At 73.6% G+C, this 14,648-nt stretch carries 14 protein-coding genes; 4 read left to right on the forward strand and 10 right to left on the reverse strand.

The genetic code is table 11. The features are described 5' to 3' along the window. Positions 1–154: 154 nt before the first annotated feature. The 6 genes from ung to ACLQ25_RS01680 all read right to left on the reverse strand — a co-directional run bounded on the left by ung (position 155) and on the right by ACLQ25_RS01680 (position 5,596). Complete coding sequence (ung, locus tag ACLQ25_RS01655; RefSeq protein WP_425728427.1) at positions 155–856, reverse strand: uracil-DNA glycosylase; 702 nt, start codon at positions 854–856, stop codon at positions 155–157. A 66-nt stretch (positions 857–922) separates the two neighbouring features. Beyond that, complete coding sequence (gene tsaE, locus ACLQ25_RS01660) at positions 923–1,405, reverse strand: tRNA (adenosine(37)-N6)-threonylcarbamoyltransferase complex ATPase subunit type 1 TsaE (protein ID WP_357126369.1); 483 nt, start codon at positions 1,403–1,405, stop codon at positions 923–925. Continuing rightward, the gene (locus ACLQ25_RS01665) at positions 1,402–2,505 is read right to left on the reverse strand and encodes an alpha/beta fold hydrolase (RefSeq protein WP_425728428.1); all 1,104 of its coding nucleotides are present in this window, start codon (positions 2,503–2,505) and stop codon (positions 1,402–1,404) included. The genes tsaE and ACLQ25_RS01665 overlap by 4 nt, the downstream gene beginning before the upstream one ends. Then, positions 2,505–3,623, reverse strand: coding sequence for an alanine racemase (alr, locus tag ACLQ25_RS01670; protein WP_425728429.1), 1,119 nt, complete (start codon positions 3,621–3,623; stop codon positions 2,505–2,507). The genes ACLQ25_RS01665 and alr overlap by 1 nt, the downstream gene beginning before the upstream one ends. An 80-nt stretch (positions 3,624–3,703) precedes the next feature. Further along, a complete protein-coding gene (locus ACLQ25_RS01675) occupies positions 3,704–5,173 on the reverse strand; it encodes an NAD(P)H-hydrate dehydratase (protein ID WP_425728430.1) in 1,470 nt (489 codons plus the stop codon). A gap of 54 nt (positions 5,174–5,227) precedes the next feature. After that, the gene (locus ACLQ25_RS01680) at positions 5,228–5,596 is read right to left on the reverse strand and encodes a holo-ACP synthase (protein WP_357126380.1); all 369 of its coding nucleotides are present in this window, start codon (positions 5,594–5,596) and stop codon (positions 5,228–5,230) included. Positions 5,597–5,770: 174 nt separating this feature from the next. Between ACLQ25_RS01680 and ACLQ25_RS01685 the strand changes: the two genes are divergently transcribed. Both ACLQ25_RS01685 and ACLQ25_RS01690 read left to right on the forward strand, forming a co-directional pair. Continuing rightward, positions 5,771–6,067: a hypothetical protein gene (locus ACLQ25_RS01685; RefSeq protein ID WP_425728431.1), complete on the forward strand. Its 297-nt coding sequence runs from the start codon at positions 5,771–5,773 to the stop codon at positions 6,065–6,067. After that, positions 6,064–7,647, forward strand: coding sequence for an alpha/beta hydrolase (locus ACLQ25_RS01690; RefSeq protein ID WP_425728432.1), 1,584 nt, complete (start codon positions 6,064–6,066; stop codon positions 7,645–7,647). Before ACLQ25_RS01685 ends, ACLQ25_RS01690 begins: the two co-directional genes overlap by 4 nt. 105 nt (positions 7,648–7,752) lie before the next feature. Here ACLQ25_RS01690 and glmS read toward each other — a convergent pair whose 3' ends face one another. Next, positions 7,753–9,666 (reverse strand): glutamine--fructose-6-phosphate transaminase (isomerizing), encoded by a 1,914-nt coding sequence (gene glmS / locus ACLQ25_RS01695; protein WP_425728433.1) that lies wholly within the window; start codon positions 9,664–9,666, stop codon positions 7,753–7,755. 239 nt (positions 9,667–9,905) lie between these two features. Here glmS and ACLQ25_RS01700 point away from each other — a divergent pair, with 239 nt between their 5' ends. Together ACLQ25_RS01700 and ACLQ25_RS01705 are read left to right on the forward strand one after the other, a co-directional pair. Continuing rightward, positions 9,906–10,838 (forward strand): MmpS family transport accessory protein, encoded by a 933-nt coding sequence (locus ACLQ25_RS01700; protein ID WP_425728434.1) that lies wholly within the window; start codon positions 9,906–9,908, stop codon positions 10,836–10,838. Positions 10,839–10,878: 40 nt separating this feature from the next. Beyond that, positions 10,879–12,075 (forward strand): pyridoxal phosphate-dependent aminotransferase, encoded by a 1,197-nt coding sequence (locus tag ACLQ25_RS01705; protein WP_425728435.1) that lies wholly within the window; start codon positions 10,879–10,881, stop codon positions 12,073–12,075. Between the two features lie 48 nt (positions 12,076–12,123). Here ACLQ25_RS01705 and glmM read toward each other — a convergent pair whose 3' ends face one another. The 3 genes from glmM to rplM form a co-directional block, all read right to left on the reverse strand. Further along, entirely contained in the window at positions 12,124–13,482 is a 1,359-nt protein-coding gene (glmM, locus tag ACLQ25_RS01710) for a phosphoglucosamine mutase (protein WP_425728436.1), read from the reverse strand. 117 nt (positions 13,483–13,599) lie between these two features. Beyond that, entirely contained in the window at positions 13,600–14,073 is a 474-nt protein-coding gene (gene rpsI, locus ACLQ25_RS01715) for a 30S ribosomal protein S9 (protein WP_112626216.1), read from the reverse strand. Positions 14,074–14,093: 20 nt separating this feature from the next. Then, the gene (gene rplM, locus ACLQ25_RS01720; protein ID WP_088987625.1) at positions 14,094–14,537 is read right to left on the reverse strand and encodes a 50S ribosomal protein L13; all 444 of its coding nucleotides are present in this window, start codon (positions 14,535–14,537) and stop codon (positions 14,094–14,096) included. Positions 14,538–14,648: the final 111 nt, after the last annotated feature.

Raw genomic sequence — 14,648 nt, forward strand, 5'->3', positions numbered from 1 at the left:
TGGGCCAGAACCAGGCACCGCGCCCCCGATGGCCGACCGGTGGCAGGCCCGGCGCGTGAGGCCGACCCGACGGAGCGGACGCGCCGGGTCAGCTCGCGACGCGGGCCAGGCCAGCCGGCGCCGGAGGCGGACCCGGCCAGCCACACGGCTGAGGTTAGTCGGCGGTGCGCTCCCAGTCGATGGTGGGACGGCCGGCGTCGGCGAGGGCCTTGTTGGCGGCGCTGAACGGGCGGCTGCCCAGGAAGCCGCGCGGGTTCATCGGGCTCGGGTGGCCGGCCTCCAGCACGACGTGCCGAGAGTTGGTGACCAGGCCGGCCTTCTTGCGGGCGTAGCCGCCCCAGAGCAGGAAGACCACCCGGTCCGGCAACGCGTCCAGCGCCCGGATCGTGGCGTCGGTGAACTCCTCCCAGCCGGCGTTCGCATGCGAGCCGGGGGTGGCCTGACGGACGGTCAGCACCGCGTTGAGCAGCAGCACGCCCTGCGCCGCCCAACCGTCGAGGTTGCCGCTGCGCGGCTTGGGAACGCCCACGTCCTCGCCCAGCTCCTTGAAGACGTTGCGCAGCGAGGGCGGCACCGACACGCCCTCGCGGACGCTGAAGCTCAGCCCGTGCGCCTGCCCGACCCGGTGGTAGGGGTCCTGCCCGAGGATCAGCACCCGGGTGGCCTCCGGCGGGCAGAGCCGGTACGCCGAGAAGAGGTCCTCCAGCGGCGGGAAGACGGTCTGCGTCGCGTACTCCCGGGCGACGAACTCGGCCAGCGCGGCCGTGCGGGCCGGGTCGAGGTGCGGGGTGAGCACGGCACGCCACTGCTCCGGCAGCAGCGCCAGCAGGTCCAGGGCGGGGGCATCGTCGGGCATCAGAAACCTCTTCCAGCGCGGGTCGGTCCCCCGCACTCTAGGCATCACGTCCGACAACGCCGCGCCCTAACCCAGCTCGGCCAACCGCCGAGCCCAGTCACCACCGACCGGATCCAGCTCGACAACCCGGGTGTCATCGTCGCGGCGGTCGATACGGACCCGCAGGTGCGCGTCGACCAACTGCTCCACCAGGCCCTCGCCCCACTCCACGACGGTCACCGACGCGTCCACCGAGGCGTCCAGGTCCAGGTCGTCGATCTCGGCGCGCGGGTCGCTGGCGGCGCCCAGCCGGTACGCGTCGGCGTGGACGAGGGCCACCCGACCGCCGCGGGCCGGATCGGGCCGGTGGACCCGGGCGATCACGAACGTCGGCGAGGTCACGTCCCCGAGGACGTTGAGCCCGGCGCCGATGCCCTGGGTGAGCGCGGTCTTGCCGGCGCCCAGCGGGCCGGTCAACAGCACCAGGTCACCGGCTCGCAGCAGCCCGGCCAGCCGGCGGCCGAACTCCCGAGTGTCCTCGACGGTCGGCAGTTTGACGACGAAACTCACCGGTCCTCCATGCTCTCCAGTGATTCGAGGAACCGCTCCAGCGCGGCGTTGACCTCGTCGGCGTGCTCCAGCATCACCACGTGACCACTGTCTTTGATCTTGATGAACTCGGCGTGCGGCAGCCGCCGGACGATCTCCTCGGAGTGGGTCACCGGCGTGATCATGTCCTTGTCGCCGACGACCACCAGCACCGGCGCGTTCGCCAACGCCGCCAGCGCCGGGAAGCGCGAGTGCGTGGCGAGGGTCCGCAGGTAGCGGGTCACCGTGTCGGCCGAGGTCCGGGAGTTCATGGTCTCCACGTAGGACACCAGCCGAGGGCTGGGCTTGCGGGTGCCGAAGCCGTACTTGCGGGTCAGCAGCCAGGCCACGTTCGACGTCGACTTACGGGCCCTGTCGATGACCGGGCCGCCGTACCGCGTGGCGTTGCTGACCATGTAGAGCACCGGGCCACCGACCCGGCCCAGCAGCGCCGGGGCGACCAGCTTGGTCTCCGCGACGAGACCGCCCGACGTGGCCATCAGCACCGTGCCCACCACCCGGTCACCGAACAGTTCCGGGAACAGCTCGGCGAACGCCATGATGGTCATGCCGCCCATCGAGTGGCCGACCAGCACCAGTGGCCCTTCCGGGGCGACCCGGTCGATCACCCGGCGCAGGGTCCGGCCGAGCACGGCCAGGTCGTACTCGCCGGTCTCCAACCGGCCGGAGCGACCGTGACCGGGCTGGTCGTACGCCACGATCCGGTAGTCGCCACGCGCGGCGAGCATCTCGCGCTGGAAGTGGAAGGTGCCCATGTCCAGGCAGAACCCGTGCACCAGCACCACCGTCGGGTGACCCGGCACCGGACGGGTCGGCTCGACCACCTCGACGTGGATGTCGGTGCCGTCCGGCAGCTCCAGCCGGAACGCCTCGTCGTACCTCTGTTCGCCGAACGTCTCCTGGGCGTAGCGGTCGGTGGGGTCGGTCTTGAGCCGGCGGACCAGGGTGCGTTCGGTCGCGACGCCGGCGGCCAGACCGGCCGCCGCCACCCCGACCGCGGCACCGACCAGGCCGGCGACGCGGCCGGCCGCGGTCCGCGGGCGCGGGATGCGGTACGCCATCAGGGGCGCTCACCGTCGTAGACGCGCGGCACCCGCGTGCCACCGAACCGGGTGACGATCTCGTAGTTGATCGTGCCGACCGCCTCGGCCCAGTCGTCGGCCGTCGGCTCGCCGTCGGCGCCGCTGCCGAACAGGGTCGCCACGTCGCCGTCGGCCACCGGGTCGTCGCCGCAGTCGAGCACGAACTGGTCCATGCAGACGCGTCCGGCGATCGTGCGCCGCGCGCCGGCGAGCTGCACCGGGCCGGTGTTGGAGGCGTGTCGGGGCACACCGTCGGCGTACCCGAGCGGCACCACGGCGAGATTGGCGTCGGACTGTGTGGTGTAGGTGTGCCCGTAGGAGACGCCGGTGCCGGCGGGTACCCGTTTGGTGAGCATCACCCGGGCCCGGGCGGTCATCGCCGGTCGCAGCCCGTACGTCTCGCCGGCCACCGGGGACAGTCCGTAGATGGCCAGCCCGGGACGGACCAGGTCGAAGTGCGTGTCGGGACGGGTCAGGGTGGCCGCCGAGTTGGCCAGGTGCCGCCACCGGGGGCGCAGCCCGGCCCGCTCGACCATGGCCAGTCCCTCGTGGAAGACGGCGAGCTGCCGGTCGGTGGTCGGGTGACCGGGCATGTCGGCGTACACGAAGTGGCTCCACACACCGACCACCTCGACCAGGCCGTCGGCCTGGGCCTTCGCGGCGGCGTCGAGCAGGGCCGGCCAGTCGGCGACGGTGGCGCCGCCCCGCGACAACCCGGTGTCGATCTTCAGGTGCAGGCGGGCGGGGCGCTCGGCACGCCGACTCGCCTCGATCATCTCGTCGAGCTGCGGCAGGCTGGCGGCACCGAGATCGACCCCGGCGCTGACGCCCTCGTGCAGCGGCAGCCCGGGCGCGAGCAGCCACGCCAGCACGGGCGCGGTGATCCCGTTCCGGCGCAGCGTGAGCGCCTCGTCGAGGGTGCAGACGCCGAGCCAGTCCGCTCCCCCGTCCAGTGCCGCGCGGGCGGCCGGAAGCATGCCGTGGCCGTACCCGTCGGCCTTCACCACCGCCATCATCTCGGCGGTGGTGCCGGAGCGGAGCCGGCTCACGTTCTCGCGGATCGCGTCAAGATCGACACGTACCTCGGCCTGCCACATGCGCCCAGCCTACTTTCCAGCCTGATCACCGTGGGCGGCGACGCTCGGCCCAACGCGCCGGTCGGGTCGGGACGGGACGATCAGCCCAGCCGGGCGACGACCGGACGCAGCGCGGTCACCACGTCGGGCGCGGTCACCGGGCCGCCGCGGGCCGCCTCCCGGCCGGCCAGCCCGTGCAGGTACGCGGCCCCGGCCGCCGCCCGGTCCGCCGGCACCCCGGCCGCCAGCAGCGAGCCGAGCAGCCCGGCCAGCACGTCGCCGGTGCCGCCGGTGGCCAGCGCCGGGGTGCCGGTCGGGTTGACGTACGCCCGGCCGTCCGGCGTGCCGATCACCGTGCGGTCCCCCTTGAGCAGCACCACCGCGTTCATCCAGGCGGCCAGTCGCAGCGCGGACCCGACGCGGTCGGCGCCCGGCTCCTCCCCGCACAGCCGGGTGAACTCCCGGTCGTGCGGGGTGACGACGATCGGCGCGTCCCGGCCGCGCAGCCGGTCGGCGAGTGAACCGTCGACCAGCAGGGTCAACGCGTCCGCGTCGAGCACCACCGGCACCGGTGTCGCCAGGACGGCCCGCAGCTCGGCCGCCGCCTCGTCTCCGGTGCCCAACCCCGAGCCGCACACCCACGCCTGCACGCGGCCGGCATCGGCCACCCGGGGAGTGGCGATCACCGAGGGATGCTGGCGCAGCACCTCGTCGCGGGCCCCACCGGCGTACCGGACCAGGCCGGTCGGCCCGGCGAGCGCACCGCCGACGGAGAGCACCGCCGCGCCCGGGTACGTCGCCGATCCGGTCGCCACCCCCACCACACCCCGGGTGTACTTCTCCGAGCCGGCGCTTAGCCCCGGCCACCACCGCTGAAGGTCGGACCAGTCGGTGACGTTCAGCGCGGGGCTCCCCCGCAGCCAGGGCTCCAACCCGATGTCGACCAGCTCGACCTGCCCGGCCAGGGCGGCGGCCGGCCCGACCACCAGGGCGGGCTTGAGCGCGCCGAAGGCGACGGTCACGTCGGCGCGGACGGCGGTGGGCCGGCCGGACGCGGACAGCGGCACGTGCCCGGTGTCCACGGCGACCCCGCTCGGCACGTCCACGGCCAGGACGGTGGCCCGCTGGCCGTCGCGCCCACGCAGATCGCCCAGCCCCTGGACGACCTCGTCCGCGTTCGCCCGCAACCCACCCGTGCCGCCGATCCCGACGATGCCGTCCAGGACCAGGTCGACGGGGCCGGCGGGGCGATCGACCATCCGGCCACCGGCGGCCCGCAGCGCGGCCAACCCGGCGACGTGCGCCCGGCCCGGAGTGAGCAGCAGGGCGGAGACCTCGACGCCCCGGCGGGCCAGCCGCTCACCGGCGTAGAGCGCGTCGCCGCCGTTGTCGCCCGAGCCCACGAGCAGCAGCACCCGGCCGCCGTACACGCCGCCACGCTCGGCGAGCAGCAGGGCCGCCCGGCGGGCCAGCCCGGCGGCGGCGCGCTGCATCAGCGTGCCCTCCGGCAGCGTGCCCAACAACCCCGCCTCGGCGGCCCGTACGTCGGCCACCCGCCACACCGGTCTCATGTCACCGTGTCCCATCCGTTCGCGGGCTGGCCGGCATGGCCCACCCGGCCGACGTCACCGTTCCGCGACCACCATCGCCGATGCGATCCCACCGTCGTGCGAGAGCGACAGATGCCAGTGGTTGATTCCACGCTCGGCGGCCACCGCCGCGACGGTTCCCGAGACGCTCAGCCACGGCCGGCCATCGGTGTCGGGCACGATCTCGCAGTCGTGCCACCGCAGGCCGGCGGGGGCCCCGAGGGCCTTGGCGACGGCCTCCTTCGCGGCGAAGCGGGCGGCCAACGACTCCGGCGAGCGGGGACCGCCGGATCGGGTGACCCGTTCCGGCCCGGTGAAGAGCCGGTCGGCGAGCAGCGGCGTCCGCGCCAGGGACCGGGTGAACCGGTCCACCAGGACGACGTCGAGGCCGACAGCGACGATCACCAGACCACCCTACCGGCGGCGGGGGCGGCAGATTAGCCGTCGGGCCCGCGGTGGGCAACGCCTGTGGACAGACCGGGGTACGACCGCAGCCCGGCGTCCACAGGGCACCTCGGCGCGGCCCGGCTCTGCCTAGCGTTCAGCGCGTCGATGCCGATCCAACACGGGGGTGGGGTCATGACCGAGGAGCCGTTCGCCGTCCGGCCGCAGGAGCTGCGCACGGAGGCCGGCGCGCTCGACGACGAGGCGTACCGGTTGGCGTGGGGTCTGGCGCGGGTGCCGGGGCTGCTGGTGCCGGCCCCGGGCTGGCGGACGGCCACGGCGTTGGCGGGGCTGGAGGCGGCCGGGCACGCCTGGTTCTGCCGGCTGGGCACGGCCGTGGCGGCGACCGCCGATGACATCCGTGGGGCGGCCGAGGCGTACGAGACGGTGGACGACCGGGCCGCCGGCCGGTTCGCCTCCGTGCCCCGGTGAGCGGGGTCGGCTACCGGCAGCTCTGGGCCGCCGATCCGGCCGGCTGGCGGTCGGCCGGATCGGCCTGGGCCGGGTTGACCGGCCCGGTCCACCGGCACGCCGACGAGCTGGCCGGGACGGCCGGACGGCTGCGCAGCGGCTGGTCCGGTGCGGCGGCCACGGCAGCCGACGCCCGGCTCGCCGGTCTCCGCGACGAGCTGACGTCGATGGCGCCGGCGCTGATCGAGGCCGACCAGACGCTGGCCGAGTTGGCCCGGCAGATCGCCGTGGCGAAGGCCCAGCTCGCCGAGGCGGTCGCCCGGGCCGAGGCGGCCGGCCTGACCGTGGACCGGGCCGGCGGTGTACGGGCCGGCCCGGCGCAACCCGCCTCAACAGCCGCGATCGCGGTGGCGGGAGCGGCGGTGGCCCTGCGCGCGGCGATGGGGCGCGCCGACGCGGCGGATCGGGCCGCCGCCGACCGGTTGGCCGAGCTGGCCCGTGCGGCCGGCACCGGCTGGGCGTCCCCGGCACCGCCCGGCCGGCCGGCCACCGGGGCGTCGCCAACGGTCGTACGCGCCTGGTGGTCCGGATTGACGCCGGCCCAGCGGCGCTGGCTGGTCGGGCACGAACCGGCGCTGGTCGGCGCCCTGGACGGGGTGCCGGTGGCGGCCCGCGACCAGGCCAACCGCCTGCTGCTCGGCGGGCGGCGCGACGAGTTGCTGGCCGAGCGGCGGCGGTTGTTGGCCCGAGTGCCGCCGGGGCCGCTAGCGTCGGTGCGACTGCGCGCGCTGGCGGCGCGGTTTGCCGGCCTGGACGCGCTCACCGAGCGGCTGGCCGGCGGGGCGCCGCGGGCGTACCTGCTGGGGCTGGACCCGACCGGTGAGGGACGGGTGGTGGTGGCGCTCGACGACCCGGACCACGCCGATCGGGTGCTGACGTACGTGCCGGGGATGACCGCCGGGCTGGACGACGCCCCCGGTGAGCTGGGTCGGGCCGCCCGGGTGCTGGAGCGCTGCGCGGCGCTCGCGCCGGGTGAGCGCAGCGCGGCCGTGCTGTGGCTGGACTACGACGCTCCGGACTTCCTGACCGAGGCGGCGTCCGCCGGCCAGGCCCGGGACGCCGCGCCGGCGCTGCACCGTTTCCAGGAGGGGCTGCGCGCCACCCACGAGGGGCCGCCGGCCCGGCAGACGGTGCTCGGGCACAGCTACGGGTCGCTGGTGGTGGGGGTGGCCGCCCGGGAGCACGGGCTGGCGGCCGACGCGCTGATGTTCGTCGGTTCGCCCGGGGTGGGCGTGGCGCACGCCGACGAACTGGGCGTCCCGGCCGGGCAGGTGTGGGCCAGCAGGGCACCCGACGACGTGATCCGCCTGGCCCGGCCGGTGGACGAGCTGGCCCGGCCGGCGCTGTTGGGCGCCGCTCCGCTCGCCGCGGTGCTGGGCTGGCCGGATCGCACCGGCCACGAGCTGTGGTTCGGTCACGACCCGGCGGACGCAGGCTTCGGCGGCCGGGTGTTCCGCAGCGGCCGCGGTGGGCACGCCGGCTACTGGGAGCCGGACAACCCGGCTCTGGACGGGATGGCCCGCGTCGTACTGGGCCGGTAGCGGGACCGGCCACGGGACGCTGAGCCCTGCTGTCCGCGCGGACGACGACGGAGCCCCGGCCACCGCGGGTGCGGCGCGGCCGGGGCTCCGGGGCGTGGCTGGCGACTACTCGACGGTGACCGACTTGGCCAGGTTGCGGGGCTGGTCCACGTCGTGCCCCCGGGCGTTGGCGATCTCGGCGGCGAACACCTGGAGCGGCACGGTGGTGACGAGCGGGGCCAGCAGGGTGGGCGTACGCGGCACGTAGATCAGGTGGTCGGCGTACCGGACGACGGCCTCGTCGCCCTCCTCCGCGATCACGATGGTCCGCGCGCCACGCGCCCGGACCTCCTGGATGTTGGAGACGACCTTGTCGTGCAGCATGCCGCGCCCCACCGGGGAGGGCACCACGCAGATCACCGGGGTGCCCTTGTCGATCAGGGCGATGGGGCCGTGCTTCAGCTCGCCGGCCGCGAAGCCCTCGGCGTGCATGTACGCCAGCTCCTTGAGCTTGAGCGCGCCTTCGAGGGCCACCGGGTAGCCGACGTGCCGGCCGATGAACAGCACCGTCGGCTCGGACTTCAGCTCGCGGGCCAGCTCGCGGACCGGCTCGATGCGGTCCAGCAGCTCGCGCAGCTTGCCCGGCATCTCCTGGAGCTGGGCGACGACCGCGCCGACCTCGTCGGCGAACTTGATGCCGCGTACCTGGGCCAGGTGCAGGCCGATCAGGTAACAGGCGACGACCTGGGTGAGGAACGCCTTGGTGGAGGCGACGGCGATCTCCGGCCCACCGTGGGTGTAGAGCACGGCGTCGGACTCGCGGGGGATGGTGGAGCCGTTGGTGTTGCAGATGGCCAGAACCCGGGCCTTCTGCTCCTTGGCGTGGCGCAGGGCCATCAGGGTGTCCATCGTCTCGCCGGACTGCGAGATCACCACGATGAGCGTGGACCGGTCGAGCACCGGGTCGCGGTAGCGGAACTCGCTGGCAAGCTCCACCTCGCACGGGATCCGGGTCCAGTGCTCGATGGCGTACTTGGCGACCAGGCCGGCGTGGTACGCGGTGCCGCAGGCCACGATGAAGATCTTGTCGACGTCGCGCAGATCCTGGTCGCTGAGGCGGACCTCGTCCAGGGCGATCTCGCCGCTCTCGGTGAGTCGGCCGAGCAGGGTGTCGGCGATGGCCTGCGGCTGCTCCTCGATCTCCTTGAGCATGAACCAGTCGTAACCGCCCTTCTCGGCGGCCGACGAGTCCCAGTCGATGTGGAAGTCCTTGCCGCTGGCGGGCTGACCGTCGAAGTCGGTGATCTCGATGCTGTCGCCGGTGATCAGGACGATCTGGTCCTGACCCAGCTCCACCGCCTCGCGGGTGTGCTCGATGAACGCGGCCACATCGCTGGCCAGGTAGTTCTCGCCGTTGCCGCGCCCGACGACCAGCGGCGAGTTGCGCCGGGCGCCGACGACGGCACCGGGCACGGAGGCGTCGACCGCGAGCAGGGTGAACGCGCCCTCCAGCCGCTGGCACACGACACGCATGCCGGCGGCGAGCAGCTGCGGGCCGTCGGGCTGGCCGGCGGCGCGCAGGTCGGCCAGCGCGGCGGAGAGCAGGTGCGCGGCGCACTCGGTGTCGGTGTCGCTGGTGAACTGGACGCCGTCGGCCTCCAGCTCGGCGCGGAGCCGGGCGAAGTTCTCGATGATGCCGTTGTGGATCACCGCGACGCGGCCGTCGGGCGCGACGTGCGGGTGGGCGTTGCGGTCGGTCGGCCCGCCGTGGGTGGCCCACCGGGTGTGCCCGATGCCGGTGGTGCCGTCACCGATGCCGATCGGACTGGCCGCGCAGGAGGTCGGGTCGTCGGCGGCACGCTCGGAGAGCACCTTCTCGAGGTTGGCGAGCTTGCCGGCCTTCTTCTCGGTCAGGAGCTGGTCGTCGCAGACGATGGCGACGCCCGCCGAGTCGTAGCCCCGATATTCCAGCCGCCGCAGCCCGTCGAGCACGATGCTCAGCGCCGGACGCGCGCCGGCGTATCCCACGATTCCACACATGGCCCGCAGCCTAACCCAGTTTCGCTCATCATGGGTGCTCGAAAGACGGCTAAACAAGCACCGAATTTGAGCGATCGGTCGTTGGTGGGCCGCAATGGGACGAGCGTCACGAGCCGGGCCGGCGTGCGCGGGACCGGACGGGGTTGCGGGACGGCCGACGCGTACGACAGTCTTCCGGCGGGTTCGGCGCACGCTCCGCTGACTCCTCGACCCCTTACCCACTCCCGCCCGGAGCAGCCATGTCCGACGCGCCGCCCCCCGAGTCCTCCCCGACGCCACCTCCGGACCCCGCCGCCCCGTCGCCGGACCCGACGGCTGCGCCGCCGCCGACGAACCCTCCGTCCGGTTGGTCCGCGCCGGACGCCTTCCCGACGGCGGATCCGTTGGCGCCGGGCCAGCCCTGGGCACCCCCACCGGCCTGGACCCCGCCGCCCCCGTCCGCGCCGTGGACGCCCGATCCCACCGGCGGCGTACCGGTTATGCCGGACCCCGCCGGAACGGGCGCCTGGCCGCCACCCCCACCACCACCGGGACATCCGTCGGCCGGCTACCCGCCGGGTTACCCGGCACCCGGCTACCCACCGCCCGGCTACCCACCGCCGTACCTCTATCCCGGCTATCCGCCGCCCGCCCGCCCGGCCGCCAGCGCCGGTCGGGTGATCGGGATCGTCGTCGCGGTCGTCGCGGCGCTCGCCCTCCTCGGGTGCGGATGCTTCTGCGTGTCCGGGTCACTGCTCAGCCGGCTTGCTCCGGACACGGTCGCCGAGGACCCGTACGACGGCGACCCCTTCGGCGACGACACCTGGCCGCCGAGCATCGCGCCCGAGCCGCCCACCGTGCCCGACACCCCCACGGCGGGGCCCACCAAGAAGCCGATCACCCGCCCGACCTCGGGGCCGGCCCCCGTGACGGTGGTCTACGAGGTCACCGGAGTGGGCACGGCGGACATCGCGTACTTCGACGCTGAGAGCGATCTCATCCACGTCGACGGGGCGAAACTGCCCTGGCGCACGACCATCCGTACCAACGGCCAGAGTCGGGTCATGGTGGAGGCCAGGTGGTCCGACTACGAGGAAAGGCCGATCGACTGCACCGTCACGGTCACCGGCGCCGGAAAGCCCGTGACGAACAAGACCCAGGGGACCTGGGCCACCAGTTGTGAGCCCGAGTGAGGCTGGAGTCGGGTCGGCGGGTAACCGTAGGCTGGCGCAGGTGACGACGAGCACCGATGTCGACCCGCTGGTGGCCCGGATGCGGCCGTTCGGCACGACGATCTTCGCCGAGATGTCCGCCCTCGCCGTACGGACCGGGGCCGTCAACCTCGGCCAGGGCTTCCCGGACACGGACGGCCCGCCGGAGATGCTGGCCGCCGCCGCCGAGGCGCTGCGCGGCGGGCAGAACCAGTACCCGCCCGGTCCGGGGATCCCCGCCCTGCGCGCGGCCGTCGCGGAGCACCAGCGCCGGTTCTACGACCTGGCGTACGACCCGGACGGCGAGATCGTGATCACGGCGGGCGCGACCGAGGCGGTGGCGGCCAGCATCCTCGCTCTCTGCGAACCGGGCGACGAGGTGGTCTGCTTCGAGCCGTACTACGACTCGTACGCCGCTTCGATCGCCCTGGCCGGCGCGGTCCGGCGGCCGGTCACGCTGCGTCCCGGTGCGGACGGCCGGTACGCCTTCGATCCGGCGGCGCTGCGGGCGGCGTTCGGGCCGCGCACCCGGCTGGTGCTGCTCAACTCCCCGCACAACCCGACCGGCAAGGTGTTCACGCCGGCCGAGCTGGCGCTGGTGGCCGAGTTGTGCCAGGAGTTCGACGCGTACGCGGTCACCGACGAGGTGTACGAGCACCTGGTGTTCACGGACGCGTCCAGCGCGCACGTGCCACTGGCGTCGCTGCCCGGGATGTGGGAGCGGACGCTGCGGATCTCGTCGGCCGGCAAGACGTTCTCCTGCACGGGCTGGAAGATCGGCTGGGTGAGCGGCCCGGCGGCGCTGGTCTCGGCGGTGCTGCGGGTGAAGCAGTTCCTCACCTATGTCAACGCCGCGCCGCTGCAACCGGCGGTCGCCGTGGCGCTGGCCCTGCCCGACGACTACTACACGGGCTTCCGCGACGGGCTCCAGCAGCAGCGCGACCAGCTCATCGGCGGCCTCACCGACGCCGGGTTCGACGTGCTGACGCCCGAGGGCACGTACTTCGTGACCGCCGACGTCACCGCGCTCGGCGGCACCGACGGGATGGAGTTCTGCCGGTCGCTGCCGGAGCGCTGCGGCGTCGTGGCGGTGCCCACCCAGGTCTTCTACGACGACGTCGAGGCCGGACGGCGGCTGGTCCGGTTCGCGTTCTGCAAGCGCCCGGAGGTGCTGGCCGAGGCGGTCACCCGGCTGCGCGCTCTGACCCCGAGCCACTGACCGGGCCGGGTCGCCGGGCGGAAGCCCAACGGCCCGGTGTGCGGCCGGTTACGCGGCGGCCGGGCTGGCCGTACGCACCAGGGCGGCGATCCGCTCGGCGACGTCGCGGGCGATCGCCTCGGTGGCGGCCTCGACCATCACCCGGACCAGGGGCTCGGTGCCCGATGGGCGCAGCAGCACCCGACCGGTCTCCCCCAGTTCCGCCTCGGCCCGCTCGACCTCGGCGCGGACGGCCGGCGCGTTGGCACCGACGGTACGGTCGCCGACCGGCACGTTGATCAGCACCTGTGGCAGCTTGGTGACCACCGAGGCCAGCTCGGCGATTGACCGGCCGGTGGCGGCCATCCGGGCCATCAGGTGCAGACCGGTGAGGACCCCGTCGCCGGTGGTCGCGTGGGCCGGCATGACGATGTGACCGCTCTGCTCGCCGCCGAGCGCGAGGCCGGACGCGCGCAGCTCCTCCAGGACGTACCGGTCTCCGACCTTGGTCTCGATCAGCCGGATGCCCTGCGCGGACATCGCCAGCCGCAGACCGAGGTTGCTCATCACGGTCGCCACCAGGGTGTCCTGGGTGAGGGTCCCGGCCTCCCGCATGGCCAGCGCCAGGATCGCCATGACCTGGTCGCCGTCGACCTCGTCGCCGTCGGCGCTGACCGCCACGATCCGGTCGGCGTCGCCGTCGTGGGCGATGCCCAGGTGGGCGCCGTGCTGCACCACGGCCTCACGCAGGGCCTCGATGTGGTTGGAGCCGCAGTCGTCGTTGATGTTCAGGCCGTCGGGCTCGGCGTGGATCGCGACGACCTCGGCGCCGGCCTCCCGGTAGGCGACCGGAGCCACCTCACTCGCCGCGCCGTTGGCGCAGTCGACAACGACCCTGATCCCTTCGAGCCGGTGCGGCAGTGCGCCGACCAGGTGCTGCACGTAGTGGTCCGCGCCGTCGAGCAGGTCGTGCACCCGGCCGACGCCGGCACCGATCGGGCGGTCCCAGGCGGTGGTGGCGTTCGCCTCCACCGCGGCCTCGATCTTCATCTCGATCTCGTCGGGCAGCTTGTGACCACCGGCGGCGAAGAGCTTGATGCCGTTGTCCGGCATGGGGTTGTGTGACGCGGAGAGCACCACGCCGAGGTCGGCCTTGGCCTCGGCGGTGAGGAAGGCCACGGCCGGGGTCGGCAGCACACCGACGCGTACGACGTTCGCCCCGGCACTGGTCAGCCCGGCCACGACGGCGGCCTCCAGCATCTCGCCGCTGGCCCGGGTGTCCCGGCCGACCACGGCGAGCGGCGGGTGACTGCGGTCCGTCTCGGCGAGTGTGTGCGCCGCGGCCACGGCCAGCGCCAGCGCCAACTCGGGCGTGAGATCCGCGTTCGCGCGCCCGCGTACGCCGTCCGTGCCGAACAACCGACCCATACCGGCCAACCTCCGATGAGCAACTGCCGATGAGGAGAAAGCGGAACGGCCGGCCCACCTCCCCGGTCGGGGGAGGCGGACCGGCCGTCCGTCAGAAGTACAACGCGCTGGAGAAGATCAGCGCTTCGAGTACTGGGGAGCCTTACGGGCCTTCTTGAGGCCGTACTTCTTGCTCTCCTTGACGCGGGCGTCACGGGTGAGGAAGCCGGCCTTCTTGAGGGCCGGGCGGTCGTCCGGCTCGTTGATGATCAACGCGCGGGCGATGCCCAGCCGGAGCGCACCGGCCTGGCCGGTGGTGCCGCCGCCACGCAGGTTGGCGATCACGTCGAACTGCTCGAGCTTCTCGGCGGTGACCAGCGGGTCCTTGATGAGCTGCTGGTGCACCTTGCTCGGGAAGTAGGCCTCGAGGTCCTGGCCGTTACAGGTGATCTTGCCGGTGCCCGGGACGATGCGGACCCGGACGATGGCCTCCTTGCGGCGGCCTACGGTCTGGATCGGCCGGTCACCACGGGGCGCGCGGGCGACGGGCGCCGGCGCCTCGGTGGCCTCGGGGGCTTCCGGGGCGACCTCGGTCTCGATGATGTCGGTCATGCTGCTTCCTTCGCCCGCGCTCACTGCGCGATCTGCTTGATCTCGAACGGCACCGGCTGCTGCGCGAGGTGCGGGTGCTCAGCACCGGCGTAGACCTTCAGCTTCTTGATCAGCTGACGGCCGAGCTTGTTGTGCGGGAGCATCCCCTTCACCGCCAGCTCGATGGCCCGCTCGGGGCGCTTGGTCAGCAGCTCGTCGTAGCCAACCTGCTTCAGACCACCCGGGTAACCCGAGTGGCGGTAAGCGACCTTGGTGTGGCGCTTGTTGCCGGTCAGCGCGACCTTGCCCGCGTTCACGATGACGACAAAGTCGCCCGTGTCGACGTGCGGCGCGAAAGTCGGCTTGTGCTTACCACGCAGCAACGTGGCGGCGTGGGTGGCCAGGCGGCCCAGCACGACATCAGAGGCGTCGATGACGTGCCACTGACGCTCGATCTCACCCGGCTTCGGGCTGTACGTACGCACAGGTCTACCTTGTCTCGTCGTCGGTCTGGGGTCGCGCGCCGAGGTGACCAGAGCTAGCAGGCCGGACCAGCGCGCACGAACGACCAAGCGTACCTGATAGGGCACGCCTCT

The organism is Micromonospora sp. DT44 (assembly GCF_049841635.1).
Taxonomy (GTDB): Bacteria; Actinomycetota; Actinomycetes; order Mycobacteriales; family Micromonosporaceae; genus Micromonospora.

Excerpts from the sequence above, each read along its gene's own strand:
- ACLQ25_RS01675 (WP_425728430.1), bottom strand. The coding sequence starts at position 5,173 with ATGAGACCGGTGTGGCGGGTGGCCGACGTACGGGCCGCCGAGGCGGGG.
- ung (WP_425728427.1), bottom strand. The coding sequence starts at position 856 with ATGCCCGACGATGCCCCCGCCCTGGACCTGCTGGCGCTGCTGCCGGAG.
- alr (WP_425728429.1), bottom strand. The coding sequence starts at position 3,623 with ATGTGGCAGGCCGAGGTACGTGTCGATCTTGACGCGATCCGCGAGAAC.
- glmS (WP_425728433.1), bottom strand. The coding sequence starts at position 9,666 with ATGTGTGGAATCGTGGGATACGCCGGCGCGCGTCCGGCGCTGAGCATC.
- ACLQ25_RS01685 (WP_425728431.1), top strand. The coding sequence starts at position 5,771 with ATGACCGAGGAGCCGTTCGCCGTCCGGCCGCAGGAGCTGCGCACGGAG.
- ACLQ25_RS01700 (WP_425728434.1), top strand. The coding sequence starts at position 9,906 with ATGTCCGACGCGCCGCCCCCCGAGTCCTCCCCGACGCCACCTCCGGAC.
- ACLQ25_RS01665 (WP_425728428.1), bottom strand. The coding sequence starts at position 2,505 with ATGGCGTACCGCATCCCGCGCCCGCGGACCGCGGCCGGCCGCGTCGCC.
- rpsI (WP_112626216.1), bottom strand. The coding sequence starts at position 14,073 with ATGACCGACATCATCGAGACCGAGGTCGCCCCGGAAGCCCCCGAGGCC.
- glmM (WP_425728436.1), bottom strand. The coding sequence starts at position 13,482 with ATGGGTCGGTTGTTCGGCACGGACGGCGTACGCGGGCGCGCGAACGCG.